Origin of the sequence: Vibrio sp. Isolate22 (assembly GCF_022398115.1) — a bacterium.
Taxonomy (GTDB): Bacteria; Pseudomonadota; Gammaproteobacteria; order Enterobacterales; family Vibrionaceae; genus Vibrio.
Genome location: NZ_JAKEUW010000022.1, coordinates 38,531 through 62,567, shown reverse-complemented (window position 1 = coordinate 62,567; position 24,037 = coordinate 38,531). Strand labels below are relative to the sequence as shown.

27 protein-coding genes are annotated in these 24,037 nt (G+C 46.2%); 3 read left to right on the top strand and 24 right to left on the bottom strand.

Features of this window, described 5'->3' with window-relative positions; translation table 11 throughout:
- Positions 1 to 212: 212 nt before the first annotated feature.
- From L1D55_RS14330 to L1D55_RS14255, 16 genes are all read right to left on the bottom strand, one after another.
- Positions 213 to 1,076 carry a replication initiator protein A gene (locus L1D55_RS14330; RefSeq protein WP_239917897.1) on the bottom strand — a complete coding sequence of 288 codons (864 nt, stop codon included), beginning with the start codon at positions 1,074 to 1,076 and terminating at the stop codon, positions 213 to 215.
- Between the two features lie 2 nt (positions 1,077 to 1,078).
- Entirely contained in the window at positions 1,079 to 1,441 is a 363-nt protein-coding gene (locus L1D55_RS14325; RefSeq protein ID WP_239917896.1) for a hypothetical protein, read from the bottom strand.
- An 11-nt stretch (positions 1,442 to 1,452) separates the two neighbouring features.
- Positions 1,453 to 2,499 carry a hypothetical protein gene (locus tag L1D55_RS14320; protein WP_019820938.1) on the bottom strand — a complete coding sequence of 349 codons (1,047 nt, stop codon included), beginning with the start codon at positions 2,497 to 2,499 and terminating at the stop codon, positions 1,453 to 1,455.
- 74 nt (positions 2,500 to 2,573) lie between these two features.
- Positions 2,574 to 3,521, bottom strand: a complete 948-nt coding sequence (locus L1D55_RS14315; protein WP_239917895.1) for a ParA family protein — start codon at positions 3,519 to 3,521, stop codon at positions 2,574 to 2,576.
- A gap of 1,100 nt (positions 3,522 to 4,621) precedes the next feature.
- Positions 4,622 to 4,807, bottom strand: a complete 186-nt coding sequence (locus L1D55_RS14310; protein WP_239917894.1) for a hypothetical protein — start codon at positions 4,805 to 4,807, stop codon at positions 4,622 to 4,624.
- A gap of 15 nt (positions 4,808 to 4,822) precedes the next feature.
- Positions 4,823 to 5,149: a hypothetical protein gene (locus tag L1D55_RS14305; protein ID WP_239917893.1), complete on the bottom strand. Its 327-nt coding sequence runs from the start codon at positions 5,147 to 5,149 to the stop codon at positions 4,823 to 4,825.
- The gene (locus tag L1D55_RS14300) at positions 5,146 to 5,640 is read right to left on the bottom strand and encodes a hypothetical protein (protein WP_239917892.1); all 495 of its coding nucleotides are present in this window, start codon (positions 5,638 to 5,640) and stop codon (positions 5,146 to 5,148) included. Before L1D55_RS14300 ends, L1D55_RS14305 begins: the two co-directional genes overlap by 4 nt.
- A gap of 64 nt (positions 5,641 to 5,704) precedes the next feature.
- On the bottom strand, positions 5,705 to 6,055 hold the full coding sequence (locus L1D55_RS14295) for a hypothetical protein (protein ID WP_239917891.1): 351 nt from the start codon (positions 6,053 to 6,055) through the stop codon (positions 5,705 to 5,707).
- 79 nt (positions 6,056 to 6,134) lie between these two features.
- Positions 6,135 to 8,420, bottom strand: a complete 2,286-nt coding sequence (locus L1D55_RS14290; protein WP_239917890.1) for a DEAD/DEAH box helicase family protein — start codon at positions 8,418 to 8,420, stop codon at positions 6,135 to 6,137.
- The gene (locus L1D55_RS14285) at positions 8,417 to 8,992 is read right to left on the bottom strand and encodes a hypothetical protein (RefSeq protein WP_239917889.1); all 576 of its coding nucleotides are present in this window, start codon (positions 8,990 to 8,992) and stop codon (positions 8,417 to 8,419) included. The genes L1D55_RS14290 and L1D55_RS14285 overlap by 4 nt, the downstream gene beginning before the upstream one ends.
- Positions 8,993 to 9,059: 67 nt before the next feature.
- A complete protein-coding gene (locus L1D55_RS14280) occupies positions 9,060 to 10,145 on the bottom strand; it encodes a DUF6094 domain-containing protein (RefSeq protein WP_239917888.1) in 1,086 nt (361 codons plus the stop codon).
- Complete coding sequence (locus L1D55_RS14275; protein ID WP_239917887.1) at positions 10,145 to 10,732, bottom strand: DUF3275 family protein; 588 nt, start codon at positions 10,730 to 10,732, stop codon at positions 10,145 to 10,147. Before L1D55_RS14275 ends, L1D55_RS14280 begins: the two co-directional genes overlap by 1 nt.
- 70 nt (positions 10,733 to 10,802) lie before the next feature.
- Entirely contained in the window at positions 10,803 to 11,321 is a 519-nt protein-coding gene (gene radC, locus L1D55_RS14270; RefSeq protein WP_019820928.1) for a DNA repair protein RadC, read from the bottom strand.
- A gap of 4 nt (positions 11,322 to 11,325) precedes the next feature.
- Positions 11,326 to 11,982, bottom strand: coding sequence for a hypothetical protein (locus tag L1D55_RS14265; RefSeq protein ID WP_239917886.1), 657 nt, complete (start codon positions 11,980 to 11,982; stop codon positions 11,326 to 11,328).
- 93 nt (positions 11,983 to 12,075) lie between these two features.
- On the bottom strand, positions 12,076 to 12,477 hold the full coding sequence (locus L1D55_RS14260) for a hypothetical protein (RefSeq protein ID WP_102501456.1): 402 nt from the start codon (positions 12,475 to 12,477) through the stop codon (positions 12,076 to 12,078).
- Positions 12,478 to 12,560: 83 nt separating this feature from the next.
- Positions 12,561 to 12,734, bottom strand: a complete 174-nt coding sequence (locus L1D55_RS14255) for a hypothetical protein (protein ID WP_239917885.1) — start codon at positions 12,732 to 12,734, stop codon at positions 12,561 to 12,563.
- 792 nt (positions 12,735 to 13,526) lie between these two features.
- Between L1D55_RS14255 and L1D55_RS14250 the strand changes: the two genes are divergently transcribed.
- Entirely contained in the window at positions 13,527 to 14,333 is an 807-nt protein-coding gene (locus L1D55_RS14250; protein WP_239917884.1) for a hypothetical protein, read from the top strand.
- Between the two features lie 76 nt (positions 14,334 to 14,409).
- Here the strand turns inward: L1D55_RS14250 and L1D55_RS14245 are convergent, their stop codons facing one another.
- From L1D55_RS14245 to L1D55_RS14235, 3 genes are all read right to left on the bottom strand, one after another.
- Positions 14,410 to 15,144 (bottom strand): hypothetical protein, encoded by a 735-nt coding sequence (locus L1D55_RS14245; protein ID WP_137025379.1) that lies wholly within the window; start codon positions 15,142 to 15,144, stop codon positions 14,410 to 14,412.
- A 331-nt stretch (positions 15,145 to 15,475) separates the two neighbouring features.
- The gene (locus tag L1D55_RS14240) at positions 15,476 to 16,210 is read right to left on the bottom strand and encodes a PaeR7I family type II restriction endonuclease (RefSeq protein WP_239917883.1); all 735 of its coding nucleotides are present in this window, start codon (positions 16,208 to 16,210) and stop codon (positions 15,476 to 15,478) included.
- A gap of 3 nt (positions 16,211 to 16,213) precedes the next feature.
- A complete protein-coding gene (locus L1D55_RS14235) occupies positions 16,214 to 17,875 on the bottom strand; it encodes a TaqI-like C-terminal specificity domain-containing protein (RefSeq protein WP_137025377.1) in 1,662 nt (553 codons plus the stop codon).
- A gap of 212 nt (positions 17,876 to 18,087) precedes the next feature.
- On the opposite strand from L1D55_RS14235, the gene L1D55_RS14230 reads away from it, so the two are divergent.
- Positions 18,088 to 18,567, top strand: a complete 480-nt coding sequence (locus L1D55_RS14230) for a hypothetical protein (RefSeq protein WP_239917882.1) — start codon at positions 18,088 to 18,090, stop codon at positions 18,565 to 18,567.
- Between the two features lie 293 nt (positions 18,568 to 18,860).
- Here the strand turns inward: L1D55_RS14230 and L1D55_RS14225 are convergent, their stop codons facing one another.
- Positions 18,861 to 19,448: a hypothetical protein gene (locus L1D55_RS14225; protein WP_239917881.1), complete on the bottom strand. Its 588-nt coding sequence runs from the start codon at positions 19,446 to 19,448 to the stop codon at positions 18,861 to 18,863.
- Between the two features lie 196 nt (positions 19,449 to 19,644).
- Between L1D55_RS14225 and L1D55_RS14220 the strand changes: the two genes are divergently transcribed.
- Positions 19,645 to 19,881, top strand: coding sequence for a hypothetical protein (locus L1D55_RS14220; protein WP_102479338.1), 237 nt, complete (start codon positions 19,645 to 19,647; stop codon positions 19,879 to 19,881).
- 30 nt (positions 19,882 to 19,911) lie between these two features.
- Here L1D55_RS14220 and L1D55_RS14215 read toward each other — a convergent pair whose 3' ends face one another.
- The 4 genes from L1D55_RS14215 to L1D55_RS14200 are packed head-to-tail and all read right to left on the bottom strand — an operon-like array spanning position 19,912 to position 24,037.
- Complete coding sequence (locus L1D55_RS14215) at positions 19,912 to 21,501, bottom strand: conjugal transfer protein TraG N-terminal domain-containing protein (protein WP_239917880.1); 1,590 nt, start codon at positions 21,499 to 21,501, stop codon at positions 19,912 to 19,914.
- A complete protein-coding gene (locus L1D55_RS14210) occupies positions 21,495 to 21,779 on the bottom strand; it encodes a hypothetical protein (protein WP_239917879.1) in 285 nt (94 codons plus the stop codon). Before L1D55_RS14210 ends, L1D55_RS14215 begins: the two co-directional genes overlap by 7 nt.
- Positions 21,780 to 23,081 carry an integrating conjugative element protein gene (locus L1D55_RS14205; protein WP_239917878.1) on the bottom strand — a complete coding sequence of 434 codons (1,302 nt, stop codon included), beginning with the start codon at positions 23,079 to 23,081 and terminating at the stop codon, positions 21,780 to 21,782.
- Positions 23,081 to 24,037 carry a TIGR03756 family integrating conjugative element protein gene (locus tag L1D55_RS14200; protein ID WP_239917877.1) on the bottom strand — a complete coding sequence of 319 codons (957 nt, stop codon included), beginning with the start codon at positions 24,035 to 24,037 and terminating at the stop codon, positions 23,081 to 23,083. Before L1D55_RS14200 ends, L1D55_RS14205 begins: the two co-directional genes overlap by 1 nt.

The window sequence follows — 24,037 nt, the reverse complement described above, 5'->3', positions numbered from 1 at the left end:
ATTATTAACAGGTTATGCACAGTTTGTTTTGTGGTCAAAACCCCGAACACCAACAATAAAAACAAAACTTAAAAATATACGGTATGTTATTAGTCACTTTTTATTTTTCATAAGTGTTAAAGCGTATGTTTTCTAAATTATGTGTTTAAAACCTCGAAGTTTTTGTTCAAAATAGCATCTGTTTTTGGAGTGTGTGGTTAAAACCCCGAGTTTTAAGTGTTTTTAAACCTTTTATATTCTTCTTTTATACTTCCTTCTTTGTCTTTATAAACAATTATTTTTTCAACTGTTTTTGTTTCTTTTGCTGTTGAATAGGTCACGACATAATCAGGAATGGACTGTTTCTTATCAATCTCTTTTATTTTTCGCCTAAATTCTCGTAATGGAGATTTAACCCCGAACTTATTATAGAGATTTTCTAACCCTATCTCCCATTTCGATTGATTTCCACAATGTTTCCTGCAGAGTTCGTACAATCGTCTATCGTATGGTGATCTTAAAGAAAAATATTGGGGCGCATAAGTTAAGATCTGATTGTTACTTACGGCATCAAACAAAATAGAAGGTAATATAAGCTCTACATATTTCATTCGTCCTGTTTTTTCGTCAGTGATTAAGTCGTAGTCACTAACGAAGCTAAAACCTTTATCCCTCTTTAAACCATTATTATGTGTAGTGGTATAAACGGTTGTGCCTGCTAAACGCTTTAAACTTTCTAGTACCGCTTTATAGGATTTACCGTCAGTACTTTTATTCGTACTTTTTAGAAAATCATACAGTGTAATATGTATCTTTTGACCGACTGCTTGCCCTCTATTTTGTGCCTCTGCTATTTGACCGAAGCAATACAATAATAAATCTTTATCGTGTATCGTTGCCCTACCCTTATCATTTGGCACTATCTCAATTGATGCACCTGTCTTTTTATTATGATAATGATATGTATCAGTATCGACTTTAGAACTAATGCTAAACAAAGGAAACTCCATAGAATGCGTGTCCCCTTTTGGAGACGCATCAATGATATTAGCGACAAATAGTTCTAATTGTTCTGTTGGTATCAAATCTTTAGCCATACCTAAACCTTTTTCAACAATCGTTGAATAATAGCTGTTCTAATCACCGAACTTCGATCTGTCTTGACGTCTTCTTGGGCTTCTACTTCTTTAACTACTTTCTTCACTATATCGAAGGTTTTGATAGTAAGACTCAGATTGATCGTTTTTGTTGTTCCAGGTTCAATGAACTCTTCAGCAATTAAATTATGAAAATCGTCCTTTTCAAACAATTCGGCTAACACATCTTCAAACCAATAAAGACGTTGTTTTTTATTGTAACCAGAAGCAAGAAGGTTAGTTTCAATCTTCTCTACCATCTTTGATGGTATTCTTACGGCTATACGCTTGACTGGTTGTAGAGATGGCTTGTTTGTTTTAATCATTTATAACTGCCCTACTTTTTCTCATCTTTCAAAAAAGTAACTAATAAATTGAATGCTTCATTCAGGTCTTTAGATTTATTTAGATCTAAACTTTCTAACACTTTTTCTGCTTTAAACTCTTTAGTGGCTGCTTCAATAATTCTCTTCATGACATCCACATCAGCTTCTTTACTAATTTTAATGACAGGTTTGTGGGCCGTTAAAGACTGTTTAGTTGGTCTGCCTTCAAGTTTTGCTTTCAGGTCTTCTGGTTCTAATTGTGCTAATGCTGCACATTTTTGAAGACTGGTAATTTTACCTTCCTCAATAGCTTTTATTAAAATATCTGTCTTGTGTTTGACTTTATATTTAATGATCGCTAGATATCTTTGGGCGTCTGCTGTCGATAAGCCGGAGACTGTTCCTAATTTCCTAACGGATATTTTTTCTATTCCGTGCGTTCCGTGGATCAACTTTTCAAGTCGCATCGTTTTTTCAAAGATGGTCATATCTTCACGGTGAACGTTTTCTTCCCATTGCAGAACATCTATTTCGTTTTTAGTTAGACGTTCCTCATTAATTCTTGAAGAAATATATTGTTCACCCAACATAATGTGAGTGAGTAAACGCCTTTCGCCAGAGATTAAGTGAAATACACTGTCCTCTTGCCAAACAACGATTGGGTGTAAGAGTCGAGTAGGGGATTTAAGAACTGCGCAGAACTCAATAATTGACGTTAAATCACCAATTTGTTTTTCTTTAAGTCCAAAGTCCTTTACTACTTTTTCAACGTATTCTTCTATCCAGCCATTATCTTCTTCCTTTTCTAATGACTGATTAATCGGATATTTTACTTGTATTTTCGAAACAAGAACCGTGTCAATCGCTAATTTTCTCGGGTTATCTTGGTCAGTTTTTATATGGGAGATTGGAAGGTTTTTAACTAAGATGCTTTTGCTCTTACTGTCGAGTTGTGAAGCCGTAGCATTTGTCCATTTTTCACTGCTACTTACGTCACCATCAGCTTCAACTTTACCAGTCCCTGCTCTACTTTTATTTGAACCAAACTTTTTAACCACATTAAATCCTTACTGTCTCCGATGGAGACACCTATAAGTTGTTTTTTGTTTACTGTCTCCGATGGAGACACTTACTATTGTTTGAGACGATTATCAATCTCTACAGAACCAAATATTTCACATAAGATGTGTTTACATAAACTTTCACTATGCTTTAAAGCTGTGTGATGTTTACTAATTTGAAATATTGATTTAGGGGAGATGCCTTTTAAGTCTCGCTCAGGGTAAGCGATTGAATAAGGTAGGTAGATATCGTCGGGGAGCATAATAGAACCTAAGCTTTCGTGAAGCATGTCTAAAGTGCCCTTGTGAAGTTTGGTGTTAATTTTAACCTTGTTTGGAACTAAACCAACCAAATTCAACTGATTTTCATCGTCTCTTGCAAAGTTATCGGATTGGATAACTTGTATCATTGCATTAATACCCTGCATTGATTTTTCTTCTGGCTCGAAGGGGATAACAGCGTGAGTTGCGCAACGAATAGCCGATCTGAAAACTGGATTTCTTGACGGCCCTGTATCTAAAACAACCAAATCATAATCTTCACCGACATACTCGTTAAACAATACCTCTTTAAGACGATTTATGACTTTTTTTTCTATTTGCCCACTTTCATTAGAAAATTCAGTGTTGATTTTTTCAAGAAGAGCAGGGTGTCCCAGTAGACAATCTACTTTTCCAGTAAAACCGTTTTTAGGATTTACAAAGGTCTCGTAAGGTAATACTTCTTTACCGTAAAACGTATCTGCGATTGTTGAACGCTCTTCTATATCTTCACAATCGGGGTCATCTGCGCTCCAATCTGGGTGGATAGGGGGAAGCTGACCACCGGTAGATTGAGAAGAGCTTTCCATTCCTACCCAATAATCCGAACTGTTGCACTGCATATCAAGATCAACGACTAGAACATTCATATGCGTTTTTATAGATGCATATTCAGCAACAATAGAAGAAACTGCCGTTTTACCAACACCGCCTTTTTGCTGAAAAACACCTAATATCAAGGGTTTCTTTGAACTCATTTCTTTACTCCGATGGGATAAGATATTTAAATAGTATACGTATGTTATTGTGTTTTTTCAACCTTAGATAGAGATAACTTAGACTGTCTCCATCGGAGACAGTCTAAGTTTAGGCTTTCATGGGTTTATGATGCAAAAGGATTAGTTTTCTCTTTAGAAATAGGGGGTAACTGTGTCGGTGTTCCCCCTTTTATCCTTTCTGGATAGGGCTTTTCCCTTGGGAAAACCCTTCCCTTGACCCCTTTCCCCTTTGGCGCAGCCTACCCTTTGAAACAAAATACTAGCCTTCTGAACCACAGCGCTGGGCGCAGGACATTAGGGGATTGCTTCAATGTCTATCGATGGACAATAATTTGAGTCTTATTGGAAATAGGTAATCGTAGTCAGGTTGCTTCAGACGTTTGCTTGGTAGTCTTAGGTCAAAAAAGAAGGGAGAGCATCATTGCTCTCCCTTTCTTGTTGTGCGCCGAGCATGGTGTCAACCTAAGAGGTGAAAGTCCTCTACGTGCCTTGTCGAGCGGGAAGCGTTAGCCTATGCAAGGGTGTCCATCGTGAGGTGGAATCTGAAGGAAGCAAATGGCAAAACATAGCTTTGACGAACAGAAATCTGATATTAGGCATAATCAACTTGGGTAACCTAGCAACAGGTAGAATAGCCCAAAGTCTCGAACAGAAGTGTGATTATGTAAATCAGGCAGAGCTATGGGAAAGGGTGGCATCTTACCTCGGGAGATCTTATCAATTGTCTTGGTGACTAGGCTAGCAGTGATGCTAGACGAAGGTTGATAAGAAGTCAGCAGAGGGCATAGTACCTACGTCGTAGGGAAGGCCTGAACCAAGGTTTTAGATAAACGGTTAACAAATTCTCAGTGTGTGCGGAGTCTCAGTAAAGAGTAGAGACCCTACAGCTACGTTAGGAATAGGTGGCGAAGTCGGAAACGGATCTGCGGCTAACGAAGAGAGACAAGACACAATGGCGTTGAAGTTAGACAGTTGCTCTAGGCCAACAGATGTTTGGTATACCTTGGAACCGCCGTATGCGACCCACGCTTGTACGGTGGTGTGAGAGGACGGAGGCCGTGAGGCCTCCTCCTACTCGATTACGATGATAGGTCAATCATCTCATGTTGGCAGTGCTGACATTTTAATATCGTGACAGGCTGCTCTTGGCTATAGCGGTTATCTGCTCCAAACTCACCACGCTCTAGGAACGGCGGCTCTTCGTTGGTTGGAATATCCAGAGGCTGTAATGCGCCCTGCTCTCCACAGTTGATGCAATAGTTCATGGTTTGCTCCAAATTTTAAAGCCGAGTGTATACACCCGTCATGCGTTCAAAGGCTGCTTCCAGTTGGTCGCAGTACACCATCGATTCACATTGAACCTCGATGACGTCACCGTGACGTGCGTTGACCTTTAAAGCGGTCACGGTATACGTGTCGTTGGCCTCCAACTCAATACGCACTTTATTGATGCCCTGCTTGGCTAATCTCGCCGGTAAGGCAAACAATAACCCCCGCTCGATGGCCACAAACTGTTTGGCGCCGGTCATCATGCTGAATCGACGCCCTCCCAGTTGCATGAGAATGGTGTTGGCCACCTGCAGGCGTTGCTCTTTAGAGTTGCTCATGCTTTCTCTCCCGTTTGTGTATGGGAGAGTAGACAAAGCGCAAAAACTTCAGGGTCGCCGTAAAGCTCAGGGTGCAAATACACATCCATGATGCGGTCTTCGTTGTCCATCACCATCAATGCCCATAGCGTATTGTGCTCATCACTATAGTAGTGAAATTCACGGTAGGGCTCTGGGTGGGTACTCGGTGACACAAACAGTCCACCTGACGTTCTTCGCTCAATCAACGTGATAAGCTGAGGCTGCCAGGCTAAGGGCGGACGGTGAACACGTTGTAAGTGAGCCACTTGCGCCAGCATCGAGTGCGACAAGGTGAGGTGGGCCTTTAACGCGTCGCACGGTGGCAAGGTCGTTAGCTGCATGGACAGGGCTTGATAGACGGCGGCTGAATCAACTTGACCGTCATTATCAAAATGTAGGTCGGATTGATTGGCCATGTTATCGTCGAGCCAAGCCATCAGCTCAGTCAGTACGTGATTCGTATTGTTCATAGGTTTGCTCCAGTTCAAATAAAAAGGGAGCGTACCGGGAGGCAAGCTCCCGGTTAGGGTTGAGTTATTGTCGGATCTCACACATCGCCTGGGCGATGTGTTGCAAGGCTTTGTCAGCGCATTGATCCAACGCTTGTTGGGTGGGACTGGGCTCTCGCTCAAGTAACCGTTTCAGTTGGCAAGGAAATACCTCCCCGTAGAAGAGGTACAACTTATCAGGCGCGTCTATCTCAAATTGCGCCAGATAGTGCTCTATTACAGGAATGACTGTATCCAGTACGAGAGTGAAAAATTCCAAGTCCCCACCGTTTGAGACCTGCTCAAACAATAAGTGGTTGTCGTCGCCATACGGGAAGCCTTCTTTGAAATACGCAAAGGCTAAGGCATGGTCAGTTGATATGGGTTGCGTCATCATTGTGTCCTTAAAGGTCGATGGGCACCCAAGCCCCAATGGGCATCAGATGCCCATTGGGATAAGTTAAGACGTTAACGTCTTAACGCGTTGTTTGCTTGAGTAAGGATTTGGCTAACGCCACCTCCACACTGTCGCCATCACTGTTGAGTACATCCAATCCATTGTCGGGCATGTCGCCAGAAGTGGATTGAGTGACCGCTATCTTCTTCGCCATCAACTCCAGACACGCCATTTGCGCGCTGTTTTGGTAGCCTAAAAAGCTCACGTCCACGTCCTCTCGTTGACCAATACGCCAGCTGCGTCTGGCCGCTTGCATCAGCGTGTAGACGTTATAGCCGGTGTTGGTAAACACAATCGAAGGGAACTCCAACAAGTCCAGTCCGGTTTTGACCAGCTCTGGGTTGGTGATGAGTACATCCATGCCTCTGTCCACCTGCTCCAGTATCCAATCTTCTCGGTCTTCGGTTTTTACACTTGAACGCAGCACGGCGCATTTTAAGCCTTGGTCACTCAGCAGTGACTTGAGCCTCGCTGCGGTGTCGCGTTTGCCGGTGTAAACGGTGTACACCAACGTCCGGTGACCTTTGCGTTTGTTCGCATTGACCATTTCAATGAGCTGTTGCTCTTTGGGTGTGGGCGTCTGCTCATCAAACAAAGCCGGAATATAAGCCAGGGTTTCTTGAGTGCGAGGGTGAGTTACCCTCTCTTCTCGAAACGCGCAATCTGGCCAGGCTAGCAGCGCACTCATGACCACGCCTAATAAGGTTTGGTCTCCAGCGGCCAACGCTTGACGAAGCCTCGCGGTTAAGCGTTGCTCCATGTCGGCGTAATGCATCTGCATCTCATCCTCCATAGCCACTTCAATGAAGTGCTCCTGGTAGTCTGGCAAAATGCCCTCGCCCATGTCGGCCAGTTTGACGAACACCGTGTAAGGTAAGACGTATTTAGCCACCCCCATCGGCCCAAAACCGGGCGCGCGGGTTTGACTCACTTTGACGTTCTTGCCTTTCGCGGTTTTGTGGTTTACATCGTGGGTCACTTTCATGATTTCCTTGATGATGCCGTGCTCTTGCGAGAACGAGAGGGCGGCGCTGCCGAGCTTTCCTCGGTGGTAGCGATAGCCCTCTTCCATCATCACCGATGGCATGGTGCGCCACAGCAGATAAAAAAGGTCTTCCGCGTAGCCGCCCATCAGTGTCCCCGTGAGCAGTAAGCACTGTTTTACGCAGCCGGCGAGTACCTGCATAGCTTGGCCTTGGGCCGCCCCTGCGTTCTTATACTCGTGCGCCTCATCGATGATGAGCCAGTCAAAGAACCCCTTCGGGAAGTAGCGTTTGATGAACTCACTCGCCTGGTAATCGCCTTGACCAAACGCAAATTGCGTTTTGGCCAACTTGCGCTCAATGCGTTCAGATTGTCGGTCGTTAAACACAAACTCCCCGTCTTCATCAAGCAAGTTAACCAGCTCGTAGATGTTGTCCGTCAGCGCTTTCGCCAGCACGCGCTCACCCACGCCATCGAGCAGCTTCCCAGCGGTGACTTTACCGATGGTCGGTAAGGTCTGCAGGGCGCGTGAAATGGTCTTGCTCAGGTTGTCGTTTTGGCGTTGACGTTTGAGCGTCCACAGCGGTGCATGGCACGCTTTACAGCTCTGTTGCACATCCACCGAAAAATGCGTCGGAGCGATAAGTTCGCCCTCTTCATCTGTGGCTAATGCGCCACAATCCGAGCAACGAACAAAGTCCAGCTGGGCGGTTTGCGCCTGCAGACCGTCATGGCCTAGCGTGCGTTTGAGCGTCTTAGTTTGATAGGCGCTCTCCCAGTGATACCCCATACGCATCCGAACCCGGCCCAGTATCACGTACTCAGGTCCATCATGAGGCGCCGCTTGTCTCAGCTTGAGCAAAGAGCGCAACGTATCAGGGCCATTGAGCACCCACACCTTGGCATTGTGAACGGTATCGAGAATTTCTCGGCGCCATTTGTACACCAGGTGCGGCGGGGCTAACAGCAAAAAGCGTTTGGCCTTACCTTCATGGTAGGCTATCGCCGTGGTGGCGATACCCATGATGGTTTTGCCGGTCCCCATTTCGCCGTTGAGTATGCCCGCCGGGGCACGCTCATCGAGCAATAGGGTACTGATGGCCTGAATCGCTTCGGCTTGCGCCTCAAACGGGACCCGCTTGAGCGATTGCATCACCGCCGCGCGCTTTTCACACGCCGACTGATAACGCGCTGGGTGCGCCGCTTCGATGTTGGCCAATAGGCCATCACCGAATTGGTCGATAAAGTCATGCAGAGACAACACGTTGTCTTGCTCGTTTTGTTGAGTGGTGTCTTGAGTGATTTCTGTCGAGTCGCTCATCCCATCGCTCCTTGCGGTACGGTTAACACGCCTTGCTGCAGCGCTTCACTGACTAAGGGCTCCATCACATCAATCTGCAAGTCCAAGTGATACGCAAAGACCCCATAAGCGGGCAGCTCATGAATCATGGATTGCAGTCTCGATTGCAGGGCCGGTTGCCAATGTTCTAACAGCGGCAAATGACACAGTTGCTTGAGCGTTGGCCATAACGCGGTGTGAGAAAGCGGGGTTTGACTCATCACCGTCATACTTTGACCGCTAGGTTTCAGTAACGACGGATGAATAAGCCAGGTGTGCACCCATTCGCCCACAGGCGTGTGTTTGGGTAACCGCGTAGTGCGCTTGGTGAGTGACTTCGCCTGGGCAAAGTCGAGCACCAGATTACCGCTTGGCAATTTAACGGTCATGACGCGTATTCCGCCTTCGCTCATCGGTAGCGTGAGCGCGGCGAAAAAGTGTTGCATGGCGCCATCGCGTCCCCATACGGAGAGAAATTGCACTTGGTTGTCAGCGGTGGTGACCACCGCATCGAGATAAAGCCCGTTATCGAGCGAAATCAGTGGAGTCTTCATGGTTAGGTTCCTTATTAAAAAAATAAGGCGCCTTCCCGTCAGGAAAAGCGCCTGACGGGCAGTGAAGTTATTGTATGACCACGATGCGACCAAAGCGCTCACCGGGGGTGAGGTCAATCGCTCGAATGAGCGGTTGAAATTGGTCTATCACCGTGGTGATGGTTTGACTTTCATCAACCGTCGTCACGGTGCGCTGCACTTTTTGAGTGCCGCCTTTGACCAGCAGGGTCTGAGCGCCATCGTTGCTGTGCACCTGGCCGGCAATTTGTCCCGCCGCAAGCGACAACGACAAATGCCAAGGTGACAGTTTTCTTAACGGCCGAGGCACTTGGTGGTGCCTCGCAAGATTAAATTGGGTGTCAAAGGTCGGCCAAAGCCCCCCATGCGTCCCAAACGCTTGTTCCAGTTGCTCCGTGTCTGGCCGTATCATTTCAAAACGAAATGGCGCGTCATTGACCGGGGCTATCTCAAACGGTCGAGCGGGGTGAGGCAACATCACCTTACCTTCGCCTGCGCTTATCAACAGGGTCGCCGTTTGTGTGCGCTCCGCTTGATGCTCAGGCCCTCTCATGTCCGCTTTGCGCCCTAAGATGACCACTTGTTTAAAGCGGCCCGTTGAGGCGGCGAATACTTCGACTTGTCGTAGCCGCATCGCAAGATAACGACTAAATGCAGGCGAAAGAGAGGGATAGGGCACCACTAACGCCAATACACCGTCACGCCTTAGCGTGGGGAGTAGGCGTTGAGTGAACTGCACTTCCAGTCTGGCCATATCACGATGCTGTTTGTCCACCTGGTCGGTGACCACCGCGCCATACGGCGGGTTTAAAAACAGTAACGTTTGACTGCCTGAGCCGATTTGTGTGTCAAACGCATTGCTGCGCAGCACCGAATCGAGGCATTGAGTGGCAGTGACGGCTCGCGCTTCATCCAGCTCCACCCCATAGGTGTGAAGCGCGCTCTGCTCATGATGGTCGATGTGACTCGCCAACTGAGCCAGCGCCTTGCCTTCCCCGCAACACGGGTCGAGCAAGCGCTGAGTGCCCGCTTTGAACCGCAGCCGCTTGGCTATCTGGGTTAAGGTCGCCTCATCGGTCGGGTAATACCCGTCTTTAAGGTAGTTGTGCGCCACGCGCGGGTGCATCACGGCCATCAGCTTACCTCCTCATCAAGACGAAGGCGCATCCAATGCTGCGCTTTGGGCTCAAACTTCCACACGCGCTCATCATTGATGCGACGCTTGAGGTAAGCCAGTTGTTTGCCCATCACTTCTCGCCCCACTTCTGGGGTGAGTTTGACGATGTCACCAATGTGACTTGGTAATGGCCACAGCGCCCCAAACAAGCTGACTAAGTCCTCTTGACTTTCGTGAGGCGACGCCAACGTCTGACTGGCCACGTCTCGCTGCTCGGTCAGTTGCTGCTGTGCCTTGCGCTCTTTGGCTAATGGATCTTCTTCCATTGGCTCGTCTCGTGGCTGCGCCTCTTCTTTGTAATCACTGAGCCAAATGCCGTTAAGCTCGGCGCGCGTTTCAATCACAAATCGGTTGCTGGTTTGATAGCTGCCCGGATAGATACGTTGTAACCCAAAGGTGCCTTGATAGGTGCCTTCGCTGTATTCATCTAAGACCGCGTCTCGAACGGAGAATTGACCAATATCGGTATCGAGCATGGCGACGTTAAAGTCGCCATAACGCCCGCTAACGGTTTTGATGGTGAGTGTGCCGGGTACTTGGACCATGTTGGCCTCCTGAGTTAAAAGTCAAAAGGCCTCCCACCGGAAGACCTCTCCGGTTAGGGAATGATAAAAGTTAAAGCCAGCCACGCTCAGCAAACGAGGTGACGGTTTCACCGACCACAAAGTGGTCGAGGATGCGCACGTCAATCAGTGCCAGTGCATCCGACAATTGCCGCGTGATGCGCCGGTCTGCCTGACTGGGCTCGCTGCATAGGCTAGGGTGGTTATGACATAAAATGACCGAAGTGGCATTCCAAAGTAGGGCGCGTTTCACGACCTCTCTGGGATAGACACTGGCCGAGTTAACGGTGCCATAAAACAAGATCTCAAACTCAATCAACTGGTGTTGGGTATTAAGAAAGAGCACGCCAAAGACTTCTCTATCCATCCCCTGCAGTAAACCACTGAGGGTGCGTTTCGTTTGCTCTGGGCTGTCTAAGGTGGCCCCGCGTGATAAACGGTCGATGGCGATGGCTTTTGCCATATCCAGCAGTTCATCGGGGCTCACCGGCTCGGTGAGTTGGTAGTATTCGCCAGGGGCGTCTTGCAGCTCTTGCAATTTGCCTTGGCCATAGGAGGATTGGTATCGCATATCATCACCAATCCATACTGGTCATCGGAAGCGCCGCCGGTTGCTCAGGCAAGTGATGGACGGCTTGACAAAACAGCCACCACTCGAAGGCGCTTTTAGGGTGACACACTAAGCGAAATGCTTGTTCATCCCCATATAGGCCGGTTATCGGCTCAACCGACATACGCGCGAGCGTTTGCATCAGCAGCGTCTGAGATTCTGACAGTGCATCAAGTGGCGGCATTGAGTAAAAAGACTTTTCGCATCGGCGTGGGCAACGTGATAAAGGCTCGGCCTGTTTCAATTGCTGCTTAATGCGTTTTATCCAACTCTCAGCCGTACTCCAGCGTCCATTGGGTTTCAGACTGCCAGACTCGACGTCTTCTGACCAACGAATACCAAGGTAACGCACGGCATCAGACGCCGTCAGAAAACCATGGCAGGACCATTCGTCTCGTACGCGCTTGCCGTCATCATCAAACAAGTTGCTCTCACCAAACTCTCCGGTAAAAACAAACGTGTCAGTGCGAGGCAGTGTCAATCCTAAGTGTTCTTTCACATCGGAATGAAAAGCGTCAGTGACGCTAAGGCCTTGCTGCTCAAACCACGCTTTCGCGTCACTCACCAATGCGGTGATGGGGTAGTGCCACGCTTGCATGGCATAACAGATTGAATAAGACATAGGGTGTGCTCCTAATAAAAAGGAGCACCCATGAAGGGAAGCCCCCTCATGGGTAAAGGTGGTGCAAAGCACCACCGTATTGACGGTCAATGATTATGCGTCGTGCACCTCGTCCTCTTTGGTCGTGATGATGAGCATAGGTTGATCGTGTTGGTCTCGCTCAATGCTCGCAATTAAGTCGAGAGAGCGGTTTACGTACAGGTTATCGAGGCTGGGTGGTTGGCACACCGTAAAGGGCACCTGCGACTGAGCCGGTACTTTACGGGCGGCTCGCCGCGCCAGTTTCAGCAATTGAAGGGTGAGCTTCTCTTTGCTGCACTCAATGATAACGTCCGGCACATCAACCGCTTGAAAGTACGCTTGTTGACTGATGCCTGTGTACGGGAAGTAAAAGCCCGCGTCCTTGGCCGTGGATGTAATATCAATAAAGCCCGAAGGATCGAGGGCGTCATTAAGTACATAGTGACCAAATAGCGGTGGGGTGGTTTGACTCATAATCGCTCCTAATAAAAAAGGAGCGACCCCTTTAGGAGAAAGCTCCTAAAAAGGTGAGTTGATTCGGCAAGATAGCTTGAGTGTTAACGTCTTCGGCGTGCGAACTTCATGCGAAGGATCGGCGCCGCGTTGCGTTGAAGCAGTGTCCAATGCGCAGCAAAAAACGTCATGGGTGCATGACTTTTCCAAACCAGCCAAAAGACCAGTAGAAAGATGCACCAAAAAACGAAGTTATCGAGTAGGGTTGTGTAGTCCATGTGTTTCTCCTGTTGTAAAACAAGGAAACACTTGCCCAAAGGAAAGGTTTCCTATGGGTGGTGAGGGGTAGCTGATGGATTATCAGTATGCTTTCACTTCTTTAAAAAGAAGCCGCGACACGTTTCAGAGAGCCATTTAAGGGCGGTTAAACCCGTGTGCTTAATACTGGTGCGTCAGTATTCAACGTTTGAAGTATTTAGGTTAAAAGAGGGTAGGAAGCGTGTCAACCACTTTGTGTTAGTGGGGGGGCTGGCTAAAGGTGAGATTGGTATGACGACGATAAAAACCGAAATACGCATCTATGTCACAAAACTTAGAGAAGGGCTCACAATATGCTTATTAATGTGCGTCTCCCCTACCCAAAATTATTGTATTATAAGGTGATAAAAACGACAGTTAGTCGACTAATAAGCGTTATAAGTTAGAGTTAACTTTGGCATGTGTTTACATGTCTTTTTTGAAATCGGTAAGTAATCAACGAACTTATAATTATCGAAAGTTCAGCGCATTGGTCAGACTTGTCTTTAATGTTGCTGAGAATACGTTCTTTTCATTTTTGGGGAGGGACAAGAGCTACCAAAGGTTGAACAGTCCAAAATCGAAGATTTCATTATACAGGTGCTAGTCCATTCCATCCAAATAGTCTGTTTATCTTAGTTGATGACAGTATAGGTTTTAAGGGAGTGGGGCATAACAGGTATTGATAAAATAAATTTTTAATAAGGCTATGTGGTTCTATGGTTCGAGTTTACAACGCAGATAGGAAAAGCCCGAAGAGCAATAGCTTTATCATGAAGCATTTAGGTACCTCTCCAGTTGCTGCTGCTGAGAGGATTGAGGGGATGTTCGCTCATCAAAAAATGTGCTCTCTTAACTCTGATTGTTCTGTAAATACGTATGATAGTATGGGGCATGTAATTAGCCGTCAGCCTCTATTGGCGCATTTATATGAATTTTGTAGTTATGCGAAAACTTTTGATATTTTTGAATATTCATTAAAGATTAATACCCCATTAAGACTAATCGATTTGTGGGAAGATGATCCTATAGGCAGTGCTGGTCCAAAAGTAGTTGACTCAAGTAAGTTGACTTCATCGCTACAAAAAGAAGTCTATGCGCTGTTTGCACCGTTTTTGGGTGTTATTTATCCACAACATATATTGAGAGTATTCTCTTTCCAGGATATCGAAAACATAAAGCGATATTATGCGGACAACAAGTTATTTATAAATGAGTTTAATAAAAGGAAAGAGCGTTCGAAAGCTATTGGTGAAGATTTTAATCGTTCACAGTATCAAGAAATTATTTGGCTCGATTTTACTATCAAATTAAAAAATTGGGCATTAAAAAATGGTTTTGACTCCTTTGTTTACGCAAATCATAAAGAGGGCAATGGTGAAGATACATATGTTACGTTAATACCGGACCAAGTTAGTTACTCGGGTACATCACTTGAGTTTAATGAAGGAAAGTATCTAGCTGAAATGCCACAACTAATAAGTGAAATGATAATTAACATGAGAAATAAACCTCTACATATGGCTAATCATGTTCTTTGGGCACAGAAAGACCCTATGTGTTTTTGGACAGAGCGTTAAAAAACATACAAGTCCTTTAAAAGGACAAAAAACACTTGGTTTTGCGGTGAACTTTAAGTTCACCGTCTAGAAGGAGTTAGTTCAAAAGAGGAACGCCATTGCTAGATAGGTAAGCTACTGCTCCGCTAGCAGCTGTAGCAATGGTTACTACATTTGCTAGATCTCCTAAAATATCTCGAATTTTACTCCCTGTTTCAGTCTTTTTAAGATCTTCTTTAAACTCAGGGTCTAAAACCGCATGACCAAGTGTCGCCTCTAAAGCGTCTAAGATTGGTTGGGCTCCAGATATCATGTAGTCGTTAATTGCAGTTAGAATTTTTTGTAAGTAGTGGGTTACATACTTTTTAAACTCAGTGCTTAAATTAGAATCAATGGACTCATCTAGTACTGTTTGAATTCTAACCTTAAATTCTGATAGCTCATCAGCATCAATTAACTTCGTATCTAATTTATGTTCAAGCAAAGCCGCTGCCATCGAAAGTGTACTTAAGCTGTGTTGGTCTATGTGACCCGAAAATGATGACCATGATCCACTTAGATTTTGCTTTAGAATCGCTTGATGAAGCTTATTCATTGCATATCGTAGATTGTCGGATTGCTCAGGATAATATAATGAGATTAGCTCCTCAACTTCATATGGGAGTAATACAAATTGACTTAGTTTGGACATCAATATTGACTCTTGCCCAACGCCTTGGTCATCAATATTTAATAGTTCGCTCCATGCGTCCTTAGTCGGTGTACTAGTTGGAAACTCTTGACCTTGTTTGAGTATCTCATGTAGGCGTGCTGCTGGGTTGTCTTTGATCATAAATATCTGTTAGTTACGTACAAGTTAGATAATGATATCAAACTAGGCTCATTAATGCTCTGTAGATGTTCTAGAACTTCACACCGATTCACTGAGGTGACTATGGAATAGGCAAAGGAGTATAATTGGGGTCATGAAGTAAAGTGTACAAAATAATTGAATACTAGAAATGCGGCTCGATAACTCGAAGTGTAGTAGGTTGGGAAATTTGGCCAACAAATTAAATATTTTACCATACCTTTGAGGTATGGCAAAAGGCACGAGTTTTTGATGGATAAAGAAAAGTTTCTCATGTACGAGACTTGAATGTTCTGTTTACTATCTCTAACCTTTAGCCGCCAAAGTCTACGAATAGGTTACAGTGGTTGGTTAGTTGTCGAATAAATGCGTCAACGCTAGTTGAAGCACTTAAATTACGATAATCACCTGCGCCACTATTTTCACTTGAAGCTGCCATGACCGCCGCCGAATCATAAATACGTCTAGCCATAAGTTTACGACACAAAATTTCATAGCGTTCTAGATAAGAAACACCAGCAGCTTGTGGATATTTGCCGTTTATTGGCTGGTAGTGTGTACCCCTGCTATTTTCATCAGCTAAGAACCCCTGCATCACAGGGAAGTGATCCATACAGATTCGAGCAGAACGTCTCGTAGTTTCTGAATCTTCAACTAAAATAAGATACCCCATAAATGGGCGTACGCTTGGCAAAAATGCGTTTTCTTCGATTGCGGTGCTAAGATCTAATCCACTCCCCAAAACCTCTTCTGTACGATTATTAAAGTTATTACCTATTGATCCTACTTGCGATTTTAACTCAACAGCTGCGACTAAATAACCGTGGGAAGTTACAACAATATCCCATGACTTATGAGGCCTGAAATACCCAGGTAATTGGGAGGTGTTTTTCCCTGTGTGGATTTGAAAATCTTCAAGATTCGAGGACTCAACAACTTGGATTATTAGATCAATAAATCCATCTAACGTTTTTCCACCTAATACACCAGTACCACCATTTCTTACTGCCCAGAAGTTTCTAACTGCATTTCTCACTAATTCATTCATTTATTAACCTAGTAACTGTCTTTCTTGTTTATTTAAATTATATAGTTTGGATGTTAAGATAATTGATTTCTCAATGTCATTATTTATAGCAGCCTTTGAAAGAGCTTTAGCTAGATCAGAATCAACGTGTTCCCACCTTGGTAAGCAAATTCGTCTTAAATGTTGAGCTTGAAATCTCAAGTTACCCCCGGCTACTTTCGTTGAGTAGTTCTCAACGAAAAGTTGTCCGATCCCAGATATTAGAACACCTTGTAAAGATCTCAAATCCCAATTAGATGAGCAGATATAATAAATGGAGTTATTTGGGTGATACTGGCCCGAGTCATATACAGTGGTCAACTTAGACTTGATATCAGGTATCAAAAGTTTCTCTTGGGCCGCACGTTCTGGATAAACTCGATCAATGGTCTTAAACCAATGGTGTGGTGATTTTTTAGCAACATGTCGTTTTTGTAAAACTTCTCGAAATTGAGTTAAGTATTCTTCGAGCATTGGAAAGTATTTCAGTTCGACTACACCATTTTTGTCATAAGTGTTCACCATGAACTTCCCCGAGGGAATTAGTGTGCCTGTACGAATGTCAGTTGCAGTAACCAAAGGTACTTTACGGCTTGGCTCTAGCACCGCATCATCACCAACGATATATACTTTATTATTTCCCGTTGCAGCCCCAATGTAGACCTTGCAACCGACATCTTCCATTGTAGGGAAGTCTTTCTCTAATCTTTTAATTAGATTTAGTTCGTCTGCACAACCAAACAACCAAGGCTTCTCAGCATCGATAATGTCCCTTCTTTCAGTTAGTTTATTTGAGCACTTTTCTTGCCCAGTAAGTACTGAGTAAACTGTATCTGAAAGGTCGGAATCTATCTCTGGGTTATGCAGTATTTTTGTTGAGTTATGTTTCTGCCTTGAGAGTTGCGTAATTGCTGGGTACGTTAACACATCAGATTGAAATGCTGATTGGCCATAAAGATCTACGTAAAGATCGAGTTGATAGTTAGCTGATATAAACCTGCGTAATGACGAACCGTAACTGTTCTTAGTCCACCTATCCGTACAAATAAAAGACAAGACCCCTTTTGCCTCGAGTAGCTCCAAACATTTCTGATAGAACGCAATGTATAAATCTGCACGTTCTTTCATTGTTTGGTAACGCGAGCGATACGCAGAAAGCAGTGATGGCGGGATGTTCTCGATCCGAACGTATGGAGGGTTGCCAATTACATGACTGAAGTATGTAGAGAAGTCAGTTAATAAGAAATCGCTGTGATAAAACCAGCTTTCAACAATTGAGTAGGCCTCATTATCTGTTAGGACTTGCATTAAAACTTCACTGGTTTTCTGCTTAGCAATTGCAATATTTTCAGCTGAAATATCGAAAGCTTGAACAAGGCTTTTTATAAAATCTACAGAGTAGTGTTCTTGAGTATCTGCTAAATTTGCAACCAAAAGCTTAGCAATCTCGATAACAAATTCACCTTGTCCGCATGAGGGTTCTAGTATACGAGTGCTCTTTGAGTTTAGAGCATTGGTAACACCAGAGGTTTTTAGCATGAAACTAACAATTTGAGGGTTGGTAAAAACCTCGCCTTTTTCTTTATCTGAGGCTCCCCATGTTAAGGAATCTAAATTTTTTTCAATTTCTAGAAAAGCTAGCTGCATGTATTGATCGATAGTATGACAAAATTAATAAATCGTACCAGAAATTCAGGTTCAAACATACAGTAAAGCGTAATTTCTATATGTCCTTAATTAGGAGAACTTCAGGTAGGGAAAATTCATATCGTTATACGACGCGTATCATAAAAATATGGTCAAGCGCAAGATGGGGTGTGGCAAGATAGTTTTATCGTAACTCCCTGATTTGAGGCGTGATGAGTCAACACAATGATATCCAGTTAAGGCGCCGTATTGAGCGTATTCTAGAGCGCCATCCTAACGCCTCGTCGTTGGCGGTTCGCCAGCGTTTGATAGTCGATGTCAAACCTACTCACTTTTATCTCCACTTAATCCCTTTCTATGATCAGGACCGCATCGATGACAGTTCTGATATACAGCGTGAGCTTGATAAAATGATGGCTATGCATCTAGGGTTGAATGTCATAGCGAGAACACTGTCAACAAAGCCCTATAATTATCGTCAGATAGAGCGGGCGTTACTTAAGTTGACGTTAAATTTTAATCACACAGAACAAGCCCGGCTTTGTAAAATCGTGCATTTTGGGCATGATATGGCGAAAGACGAGCATCATAAGTCTAAGATGGTCATGCACTTGCAAAAGCTTGGGCACCGCTTACCCGACATTTTTTTGATCTTACGGCAAAGTACCAGAGTTGAAATTATCGACCGTTAATCTTTGAATTATCAGTCAGCTGTCCAGTATTTGCGAGCGTCTCAGCAATGTCGCGATATCAATGATATTGGTGCTTGCGAAGTGTTCATTGGATTTTGCACAATGACTTGTGCGGCTTTTCGGGCTGTGGGTTAAAGTGAGCGCATTGAGTACAGCTATAGGGACGTACAAGGATGTGAGAAGCCGCCTATAACAATATTATGTTTGGTGTATGCCTACCTGCAGAATGCAATACAACTATTTTTGAGACTCACGAAACACGACGAATAAGGCAATAACAGACCCCTCGATATTTATCCGTAACTCGCCATCTTTCTTGTTGTGCCTGTGAAGCTGTCTGATACTTCGATGCGTTTCATTTCGATGTTCATGGTGGGTTCGACTTTTTTAAGGCGCGCTATGTCACTGGCGATGCGCTTACAGCCTAAAAACAGAATGCCATCGAGTGGTGTTATGATCTCTCCAGCCTTGAGGCAATCAACGAGAGAAGTGCCTGACAGTGGTGTTTTTATCCCATCAACGTAGCGGGTTGCCACAAAATCATTCGTATAACGGATTTCTCTTGGCAACATTTGTTCGCTTTTGGCGTAAATCATCCCGCTTTGTTTACCATTAATGACGCGATGTTCTTTATACACTCGGGTTTCTTCACCGATGATGGCCATGGCTTGTGGTGCTCGGGTGATGAGTAAGCGAAAAGGCAGATCTTCACTTGTGATGTAATCGACAAGGTTAAACGCTAATCTTGCTCTCGCGACCTCTCCGAGTGGTTTGTCACGACAGATTTGTCGAACCTGATCCCACTGACTGGTCAGGCGAGCGCTTTCTTTATCGCTTCTAACTTTAACTTGCTGAATGTCATAGTGAATTGTCTTTGCCATGGTTGACTTAGCCTTCCGTTTTTTTCGTCGAATTCCAACTTAACATTATGTTTTTATAACACATTAAAACAGTTATCCACAAAAATTGGGCGTAACCTGTGTGAAAATCAGTCAAGCTTAATATTCGATTTGCAACCGCCTGCATAAAGGCGTAATCTGATGGTAATTTAACCGTATTGAGTCAAAAGAGGCCGAAATGTTAGCATTCCTGAAAAAATGGCGTCAGGCATACCGAGATGAGAAAGGTGATCGTCTGCATGCTGAAGTAGAAGCTGAGCGTAATGTTTTGTGCCGTGAAGCTGTAGATTGTGCGAGTGCTTCACGTATTTTTAAATCGACATACAAATCTAAAAAAACAATCGATTTTAATAAAATGCAAGATGATGCTATGAGAGAATTTCCATATTGCGAAGAACAGCGAAATATGTGGTAGCGAATTATCACGCTACCACAATTATGATTTTTATTTAAGTTGTTGTATTTTATTGATAATTACGCCTGTGCCTTGCCGTGTAGCTTGGCTGACTCTTTCCAGTGCACTATCCATCGACACCCCATTCACGCGATAACTCGCGTAACCTAATACCCCAAACCATATCGCGGGCACCACCACGTAAAACGTGATCATCACAAACGCTAATATCGAATCATCCATGCTGTTGATCGTGCCGGTTATCGGGTTAAAGTTGTCATGCATGGAATACACTGCCTCCAACAGCTTACTGTCCAGACTTCGACACAACTCCCACCAAAACGTTAAGAACAACAATCCTGTATAAGAGAGTGACAGCGACATCAACGTCATTATCGAATAATTACTGACCGTTAACACAATCGGACTCGCAATCACCACCACAATGAGCAGCAAAGACTGCAGCATCGGCATCGCCTCTCGCACAATGAAGTAAGCCGGGCCTGTGAAGATATGCCCAATTTGTAAGCCTGCCCAGCCTGCCGCGCTATTCCACACTTCTCTGACTTGGTGATCGAGGGATTTATCAAGCACCTGGCCATAGCCACGAACAATGCGGCCACTGGACGATTGATTTTCAACACTCAACACGCGCTGAACCAGCATGTTCGCCTTATCGGCAGGGGTGACTTCAGAGCCCATGATTTTTGAGAAAAAGCCATCATAGTCAAATATGTCATGAATCAATTCAGGGTTGGTGTCTTCAATGTGATTGAACAAGCGCCACAACAAGCCGGCGCGCTGGCCATCACTGCGACCGCCTTGAGTACTGTCCCACCATTCATCGCACATTGGATACGCCGCATTGGTATCAATCGCTGTGCGGCGATACTTCTGTTGCACCGGATCGTCACGCTCAGAGTTATATGGGAAGTTGAACACGATGTGTTCAGCTTGTAAGCCATTATAGGTGGTCTCTGGCGCGGCCAGGTTATAGCCAAGGAAGTAAGAGCCCCCAATCCAATTGGCATGATCAAAGTCATCTTGGTTAACCAGCTCTTTACGCGCCGCCGCCTTCATCATCAGGCGCGCTCGCGTATAACACTGCTCGTAAAAGTCTTGAGTTTCCTGTCTAAGTTGCTCGCTCTTAATGTCGATTTGAGAGAGTTTCAACATGCTGCGCTCAACATCGTAGTGACACGGCACTGAGGAGACCGCTGCGTTGGTCAGTCCTTGCGAAATACTGTGCCAGAGCACCCACCATATCGGAGCATGAACCAATTCCCCATTTAACGAACTTTGGTCACTGTGGGTTGCGCCGCTGCTGATACCCACGCCGCACGATTCACTGACATTTTGGTCCATGACGAGCGTGTTGACGTTAACCGGGTACAAGGGTATCACTGCAAAAAAGCACACTAATCCGGCCAACATCAGTTTGACCTCGGTGCGGTTCATGCTCAGTAGGCCTTTGTTGCCCTCGTCTTCGCCCTCTTGAGCGACATCAAACCACACTTGGAACACAATGACGGCCAACATAAAGACAATCAGTCCGGTTTGATTCAATATCATGAAGATTTTGCCGGAGATTTGCCAGCTGGTCAGCGTCAGTAAGACGGAAAGCGGATCGTTGACTACCATGAGAAGGCTCCTAAATCGACGTATTGGGTGAGTAAGATGAGTTCGTTGAGCATGAGGGCCAGCGCGATACCAAAGGCGTAGCGCTTAGCGCGCCACAGCGCGAGGCCGTAGACGGCCGCTCGAATGACGACCATGTACCAGGCGTATGCGCTGTTGGATAGCGTGTCCCCGTCCAGTGAAAAAGCCAGTGCGCTGGCGACGAGCAAGCACAAAAGCAGTGTGATGACGTGGCGGCTTCGGCGCCACCGGCTTTGAGGTTGGGCTGTTGAGAGGTTCATTTATTCTTCTCTAGGGCTGTTGTCATATCGGTCTTTGTCTAAAAAGACCGAGTCGGATTTGGGGGTTTGCGGGATAACCTGAGGTCTTTGGTAGCGGTAGTCATCCACCACCGCTTGGGCGGTGCGGGTGCCTATTTGTTGTCTGACCTCGGCTTCGTAGCGCAGCATGTCAATCTCACGCTCAAGGCGAGTAATTGAGTTGTCGATGTCTTTTTGCGCCGTGGCGTGCTGAGCAATATTGACTTCGTACTTGCCCGTGAGCAGCGCGCGGCGCGCGTACAGGGCTTTTTCAATCGCTTGAGAGAGCGCGAGCTCACTGGCAATGCGCGATACGGTGTTGTTGTCCACTTCTCGCTCGGTCAGCGCTTCAATCAGCGTTTTGGGGAAGTGTTCGGTCTCTTTGTTCTCTGCGATGGCGCCTCGAAGTTCACTTTCCAGCGCGGTGCTCACCTCCGTCACCTCTTGAGACAGACCAATTCCCGGCGTGGCCTCGGTTCGGCTTTTGTCCATGCCGGTTTGTACCGACTGGCTACCAATCACTTGAGACACCCACTCACTCATTGTCTCTTCACTGTCCCAATAGCGATAAAGGCCTTGGTGGCTTTCTTTTTGCGATTCATCAGACAATAAGGTGAAGCCGGCGCGCGTCGCATCCGTGGTGGCGTTGATGGCTGGTTGGTTGCGACCGCCGTATTTGGCGCCGCCCACCCAGGTCACCCCAGAGTCGCCCATGTCGTCTTGCACTTCTTGTTTGGCTCTGACGGCGTCGCCACTTTTTACGGCATTGGTCCATGCCTGTGCGCGGGCAAGCGTTGCGTAAGCCTTATCGGTGTTCATCTCACCCATGGTGTCGACCATGGCCTCACACGAGCTGCTGGCGTCGTCAAAATCGAACTTGCCTTGCAGTACGCCGTTGGTCATCAAATCGTAAAGCCCAGGGTCTTTTTTCTGCAGATAGTAGCCTGGCAGGCTCAGTACCGCCGAGGTGGCATTGGTGAGCATGTCGCCCATCATGTCCTGAAACCCTTCGGTCACGCCGTTGAGCTGATTCTCAACGGTGACCGATGGGTCTAACATCCCGCACTGCAGGTTCATGTCCCAACCGACGCCAAGGGCGGTGGGGCTAATGCGCTCTTGTCTGGCGGGCAGAGCGATGACCGGTCCGCCGCCTAAGGTGTAGTGCAGGACGCTGTCGTTGTCCGCTTTGAGGCTCACGTTCGTTCCTATCGAACTGTGTGCGCTGGCGCTCATCAATAGAGGGAGCAGTAACGCCGCTTTGAGCGGCCAAGTATGGGTCATCATTATTCTCCAAAGTGGGCAATCAGCGTGCTACCACGACGCTGGCAGCCTTTGTATAGGCGCCATGCCGCCCAGACGTACTGGTCGTCTGAGGCGATGTGCGGCGCGTAAGGGTCGTAAGGCGTTAAGCTGTCATCGAACTGTGGCCAAACAGACGCATCGGTTTGGGCAATTGGTGACAGCATTTGCCAAGCGGTCTCCTTGTTATTGGGTTTAACAGGCCCCGGTGGCCAAAAGCCTGGGTACGCCGCTTGGGTAAACGGTTGATAGACACGGCCTTCGCCCATTCGGGTCACCACATGCAGCGCGCGAAAGGCGGTCAGCGCGGCGGCTTTAAACGAATGGCGCTGCAAGACAAAGCCGCCACGCGGATAGACATCCCCAAAGTTACCAAGCGCATCGGTCAGTGGGTTCCACGTTTGAGTGGACAGAATGTCCGGCAGGTTGTAGCGCCAACCGAGCGGGTCAAGGCTCGACAAATAATGCGGCATGAGCGGCATCGCTTGACTTGAGAGTGAGTAACCAAAGCTTGCGAGCAGTGAGAAAATCGTCTGCCCGCCTGGGTGGCCGATGACGTCGCTGTTGTAAAAACGCATCGAGGTGTTATCCAGGCCTTGCACGCTGCGACGCGCGCTGTGGCCGCCGTTCTCTGAATAGGCATTGTCTGGTGACATCCAAGCGGTGTCTTGCCAAGGCGCCTCCCCGGTTTCGGGGTAGCTCATCACCACAAAATCGGGCAAGCGGTGTTTGACCTTAATCGAGGTGTCGGTGGAGCATCCCGCCGGGGTGCAGGTCATCCACACGCACGCCCCAATCACTTCGTAATCCAGGCACTCAGGACAGGCTGCGCTGGCGATGACTTCATCCGTGGTCACTTCTTGGCTCATGGCAGGGGACGCGCATAGCCCTCCGCCTAAAATGAATAGATACAAGCCGCGTCTGAGTAAGGTGAGGCTCAT

What these genes read in the sequence shown, in the direction of transcription:
- L1D55_RS14275 (WP_239917887.1), bottom strand. Translation starts at nt 10,732, where the DNA reads ATGGTCCAAGTACCCGGCACACTCACCATCAAAACCGTTAGCGGGCGT.
- L1D55_RS14250 (WP_239917884.1), top strand. Translation starts at nt 13,527, where the DNA reads ATGAAGCATTTAGGTACCTCTCCAGTTGCTGCTGCTGAGAGGATTGAG.
- L1D55_RS14240 (WP_239917883.1), bottom strand. Translation starts at nt 16,210, where the DNA reads ATGAATGAATTAGTGAGAAATGCAGTTAGAAACTTCTGGGCAGTAAGA.
- L1D55_RS14310 (WP_239917894.1), bottom strand. Translation starts at nt 4,807, where the DNA reads ATGAACTATTGCATCAACTGTGGAGAGCAGGGCGCATTACAGCCTCTG.
- L1D55_RS14245 (WP_137025379.1), bottom strand. Translation starts at nt 15,144, where the DNA reads ATGATCAAAGACAACCCAGCAGCACGCCTACATGAGATACTCAAACAA.
- L1D55_RS14260 (WP_102501456.1), bottom strand. Translation starts at nt 12,477, where the DNA reads ATGAGTCAAACCACCCCACCGCTATTTGGTCACTATGTACTTAATGAC.
- L1D55_RS14210 (WP_239917879.1), bottom strand. Translation starts at nt 21,779, where the DNA reads ATGAACCTCTCAACAGCCCAACCTCAAAGCCGGTGGCGCCGAAGCCGC.
- L1D55_RS14285 (WP_239917889.1), bottom strand. Translation starts at nt 8,992, where the DNA reads ATGAAGACTCCACTGATTTCGCTCGATAACGGGCTTTATCTCGATGCG.
- L1D55_RS14215 (WP_239917880.1), bottom strand. Translation starts at nt 21,501, where the DNA reads ATGGTAGTCAACGATCCGCTTTCCGTCTTACTGACGCTGACCAGCTGG.
- L1D55_RS14205 (WP_239917878.1), bottom strand. Translation starts at nt 23,081, where the DNA reads ATGATGACCCATACTTGGCCGCTCAAAGCGGCGTTACTGCTCCCTCTA.
- L1D55_RS14220 (WP_102479338.1), top strand. Translation starts at nt 19,645, where the DNA reads ATGTTAGCATTCCTGAAAAAATGGCGTCAGGCATACCGAGATGAGAAA.
- L1D55_RS14230 (WP_239917882.1), top strand. Translation starts at nt 18,088, where the DNA reads ATGAGTCAACACAATGATATCCAGTTAAGGCGCCGTATTGAGCGTATT.
- L1D55_RS14280 (WP_239917888.1), bottom strand. Translation starts at nt 10,145, where the DNA reads ATGGCCGTGATGCACCCGCGCGTGGCGCACAACTACCTTAAAGACGGG.
- L1D55_RS14225 (WP_239917881.1), bottom strand. Translation starts at nt 19,448, where the DNA reads ATGGCAAAGACAATTCACTATGACATTCAGCAAGTTAAAGTTAGAAGC.
- L1D55_RS14255 (WP_239917885.1), bottom strand. Translation starts at nt 12,734, where the DNA reads ATGGACTACACAACCCTACTCGATAACTTCGTTTTTTGGTGCATCTTT.
- L1D55_RS14290 (WP_239917890.1), bottom strand. Translation starts at nt 8,420, where the DNA reads ATGAGCGACTCGACAGAAATCACTCAAGACACCACTCAACAAAACGAG.
- L1D55_RS14235 (WP_137025377.1), bottom strand. Translation starts at nt 17,875, where the DNA reads ATGCAGCTAGCTTTTCTAGAAATTGAAAAAAATTTAGATTCCTTAACA.
- L1D55_RS14300 (WP_239917892.1), bottom strand. Translation starts at nt 5,640, where the DNA reads ATGAACAATACGAATCACGTACTGACTGAGCTGATGGCTTGGCTCGAC.
- L1D55_RS14200 (WP_239917877.1), bottom strand. Translation starts at nt 24,037, where the DNA reads ATGAGCCTCACCTTACTCAGACGCGGCTTGTATCTATTCATTTTAGGC.
- L1D55_RS14295 (WP_239917891.1), bottom strand. Translation starts at nt 6,055, where the DNA reads ATGATGACGCAACCCATATCAACTGACCATGCCTTAGCCTTTGCGTAT.
- L1D55_RS14325 (WP_239917896.1), bottom strand. Translation starts at nt 1,441, where the DNA reads ATGATTAAAACAAACAAGCCATCTCTACAACCAGTCAAGCGTATAGCC.
- radC (WP_019820928.1), bottom strand. Translation starts at nt 11,321, where the DNA reads ATGCGATACCAATCCTCCTATGGCCAAGGCAAATTGCAAGAGCTGCAA.
- L1D55_RS14305 (WP_239917893.1), bottom strand. Translation starts at nt 5,149, where the DNA reads ATGAGCAACTCTAAAGAGCAACGCCTGCAGGTGGCCAACACCATTCTC.
- L1D55_RS14315 (WP_239917895.1), bottom strand. Translation starts at nt 3,521, where the DNA reads ATGAGTTCAAAGAAACCCTTGATATTAGGTGTTTTTCAGCAAAAAGGC.
- L1D55_RS14330 (WP_239917897.1), bottom strand. Translation starts at nt 1,076, where the DNA reads ATGGCTAAAGATTTGATACCAACAGAACAATTAGAACTATTTGTCGCT.
- L1D55_RS14265 (WP_239917886.1), bottom strand. Translation starts at nt 11,982, where the DNA reads ATGTCTTATTCAATCTGTTATGCCATGCAAGCGTGGCACTACCCCATC.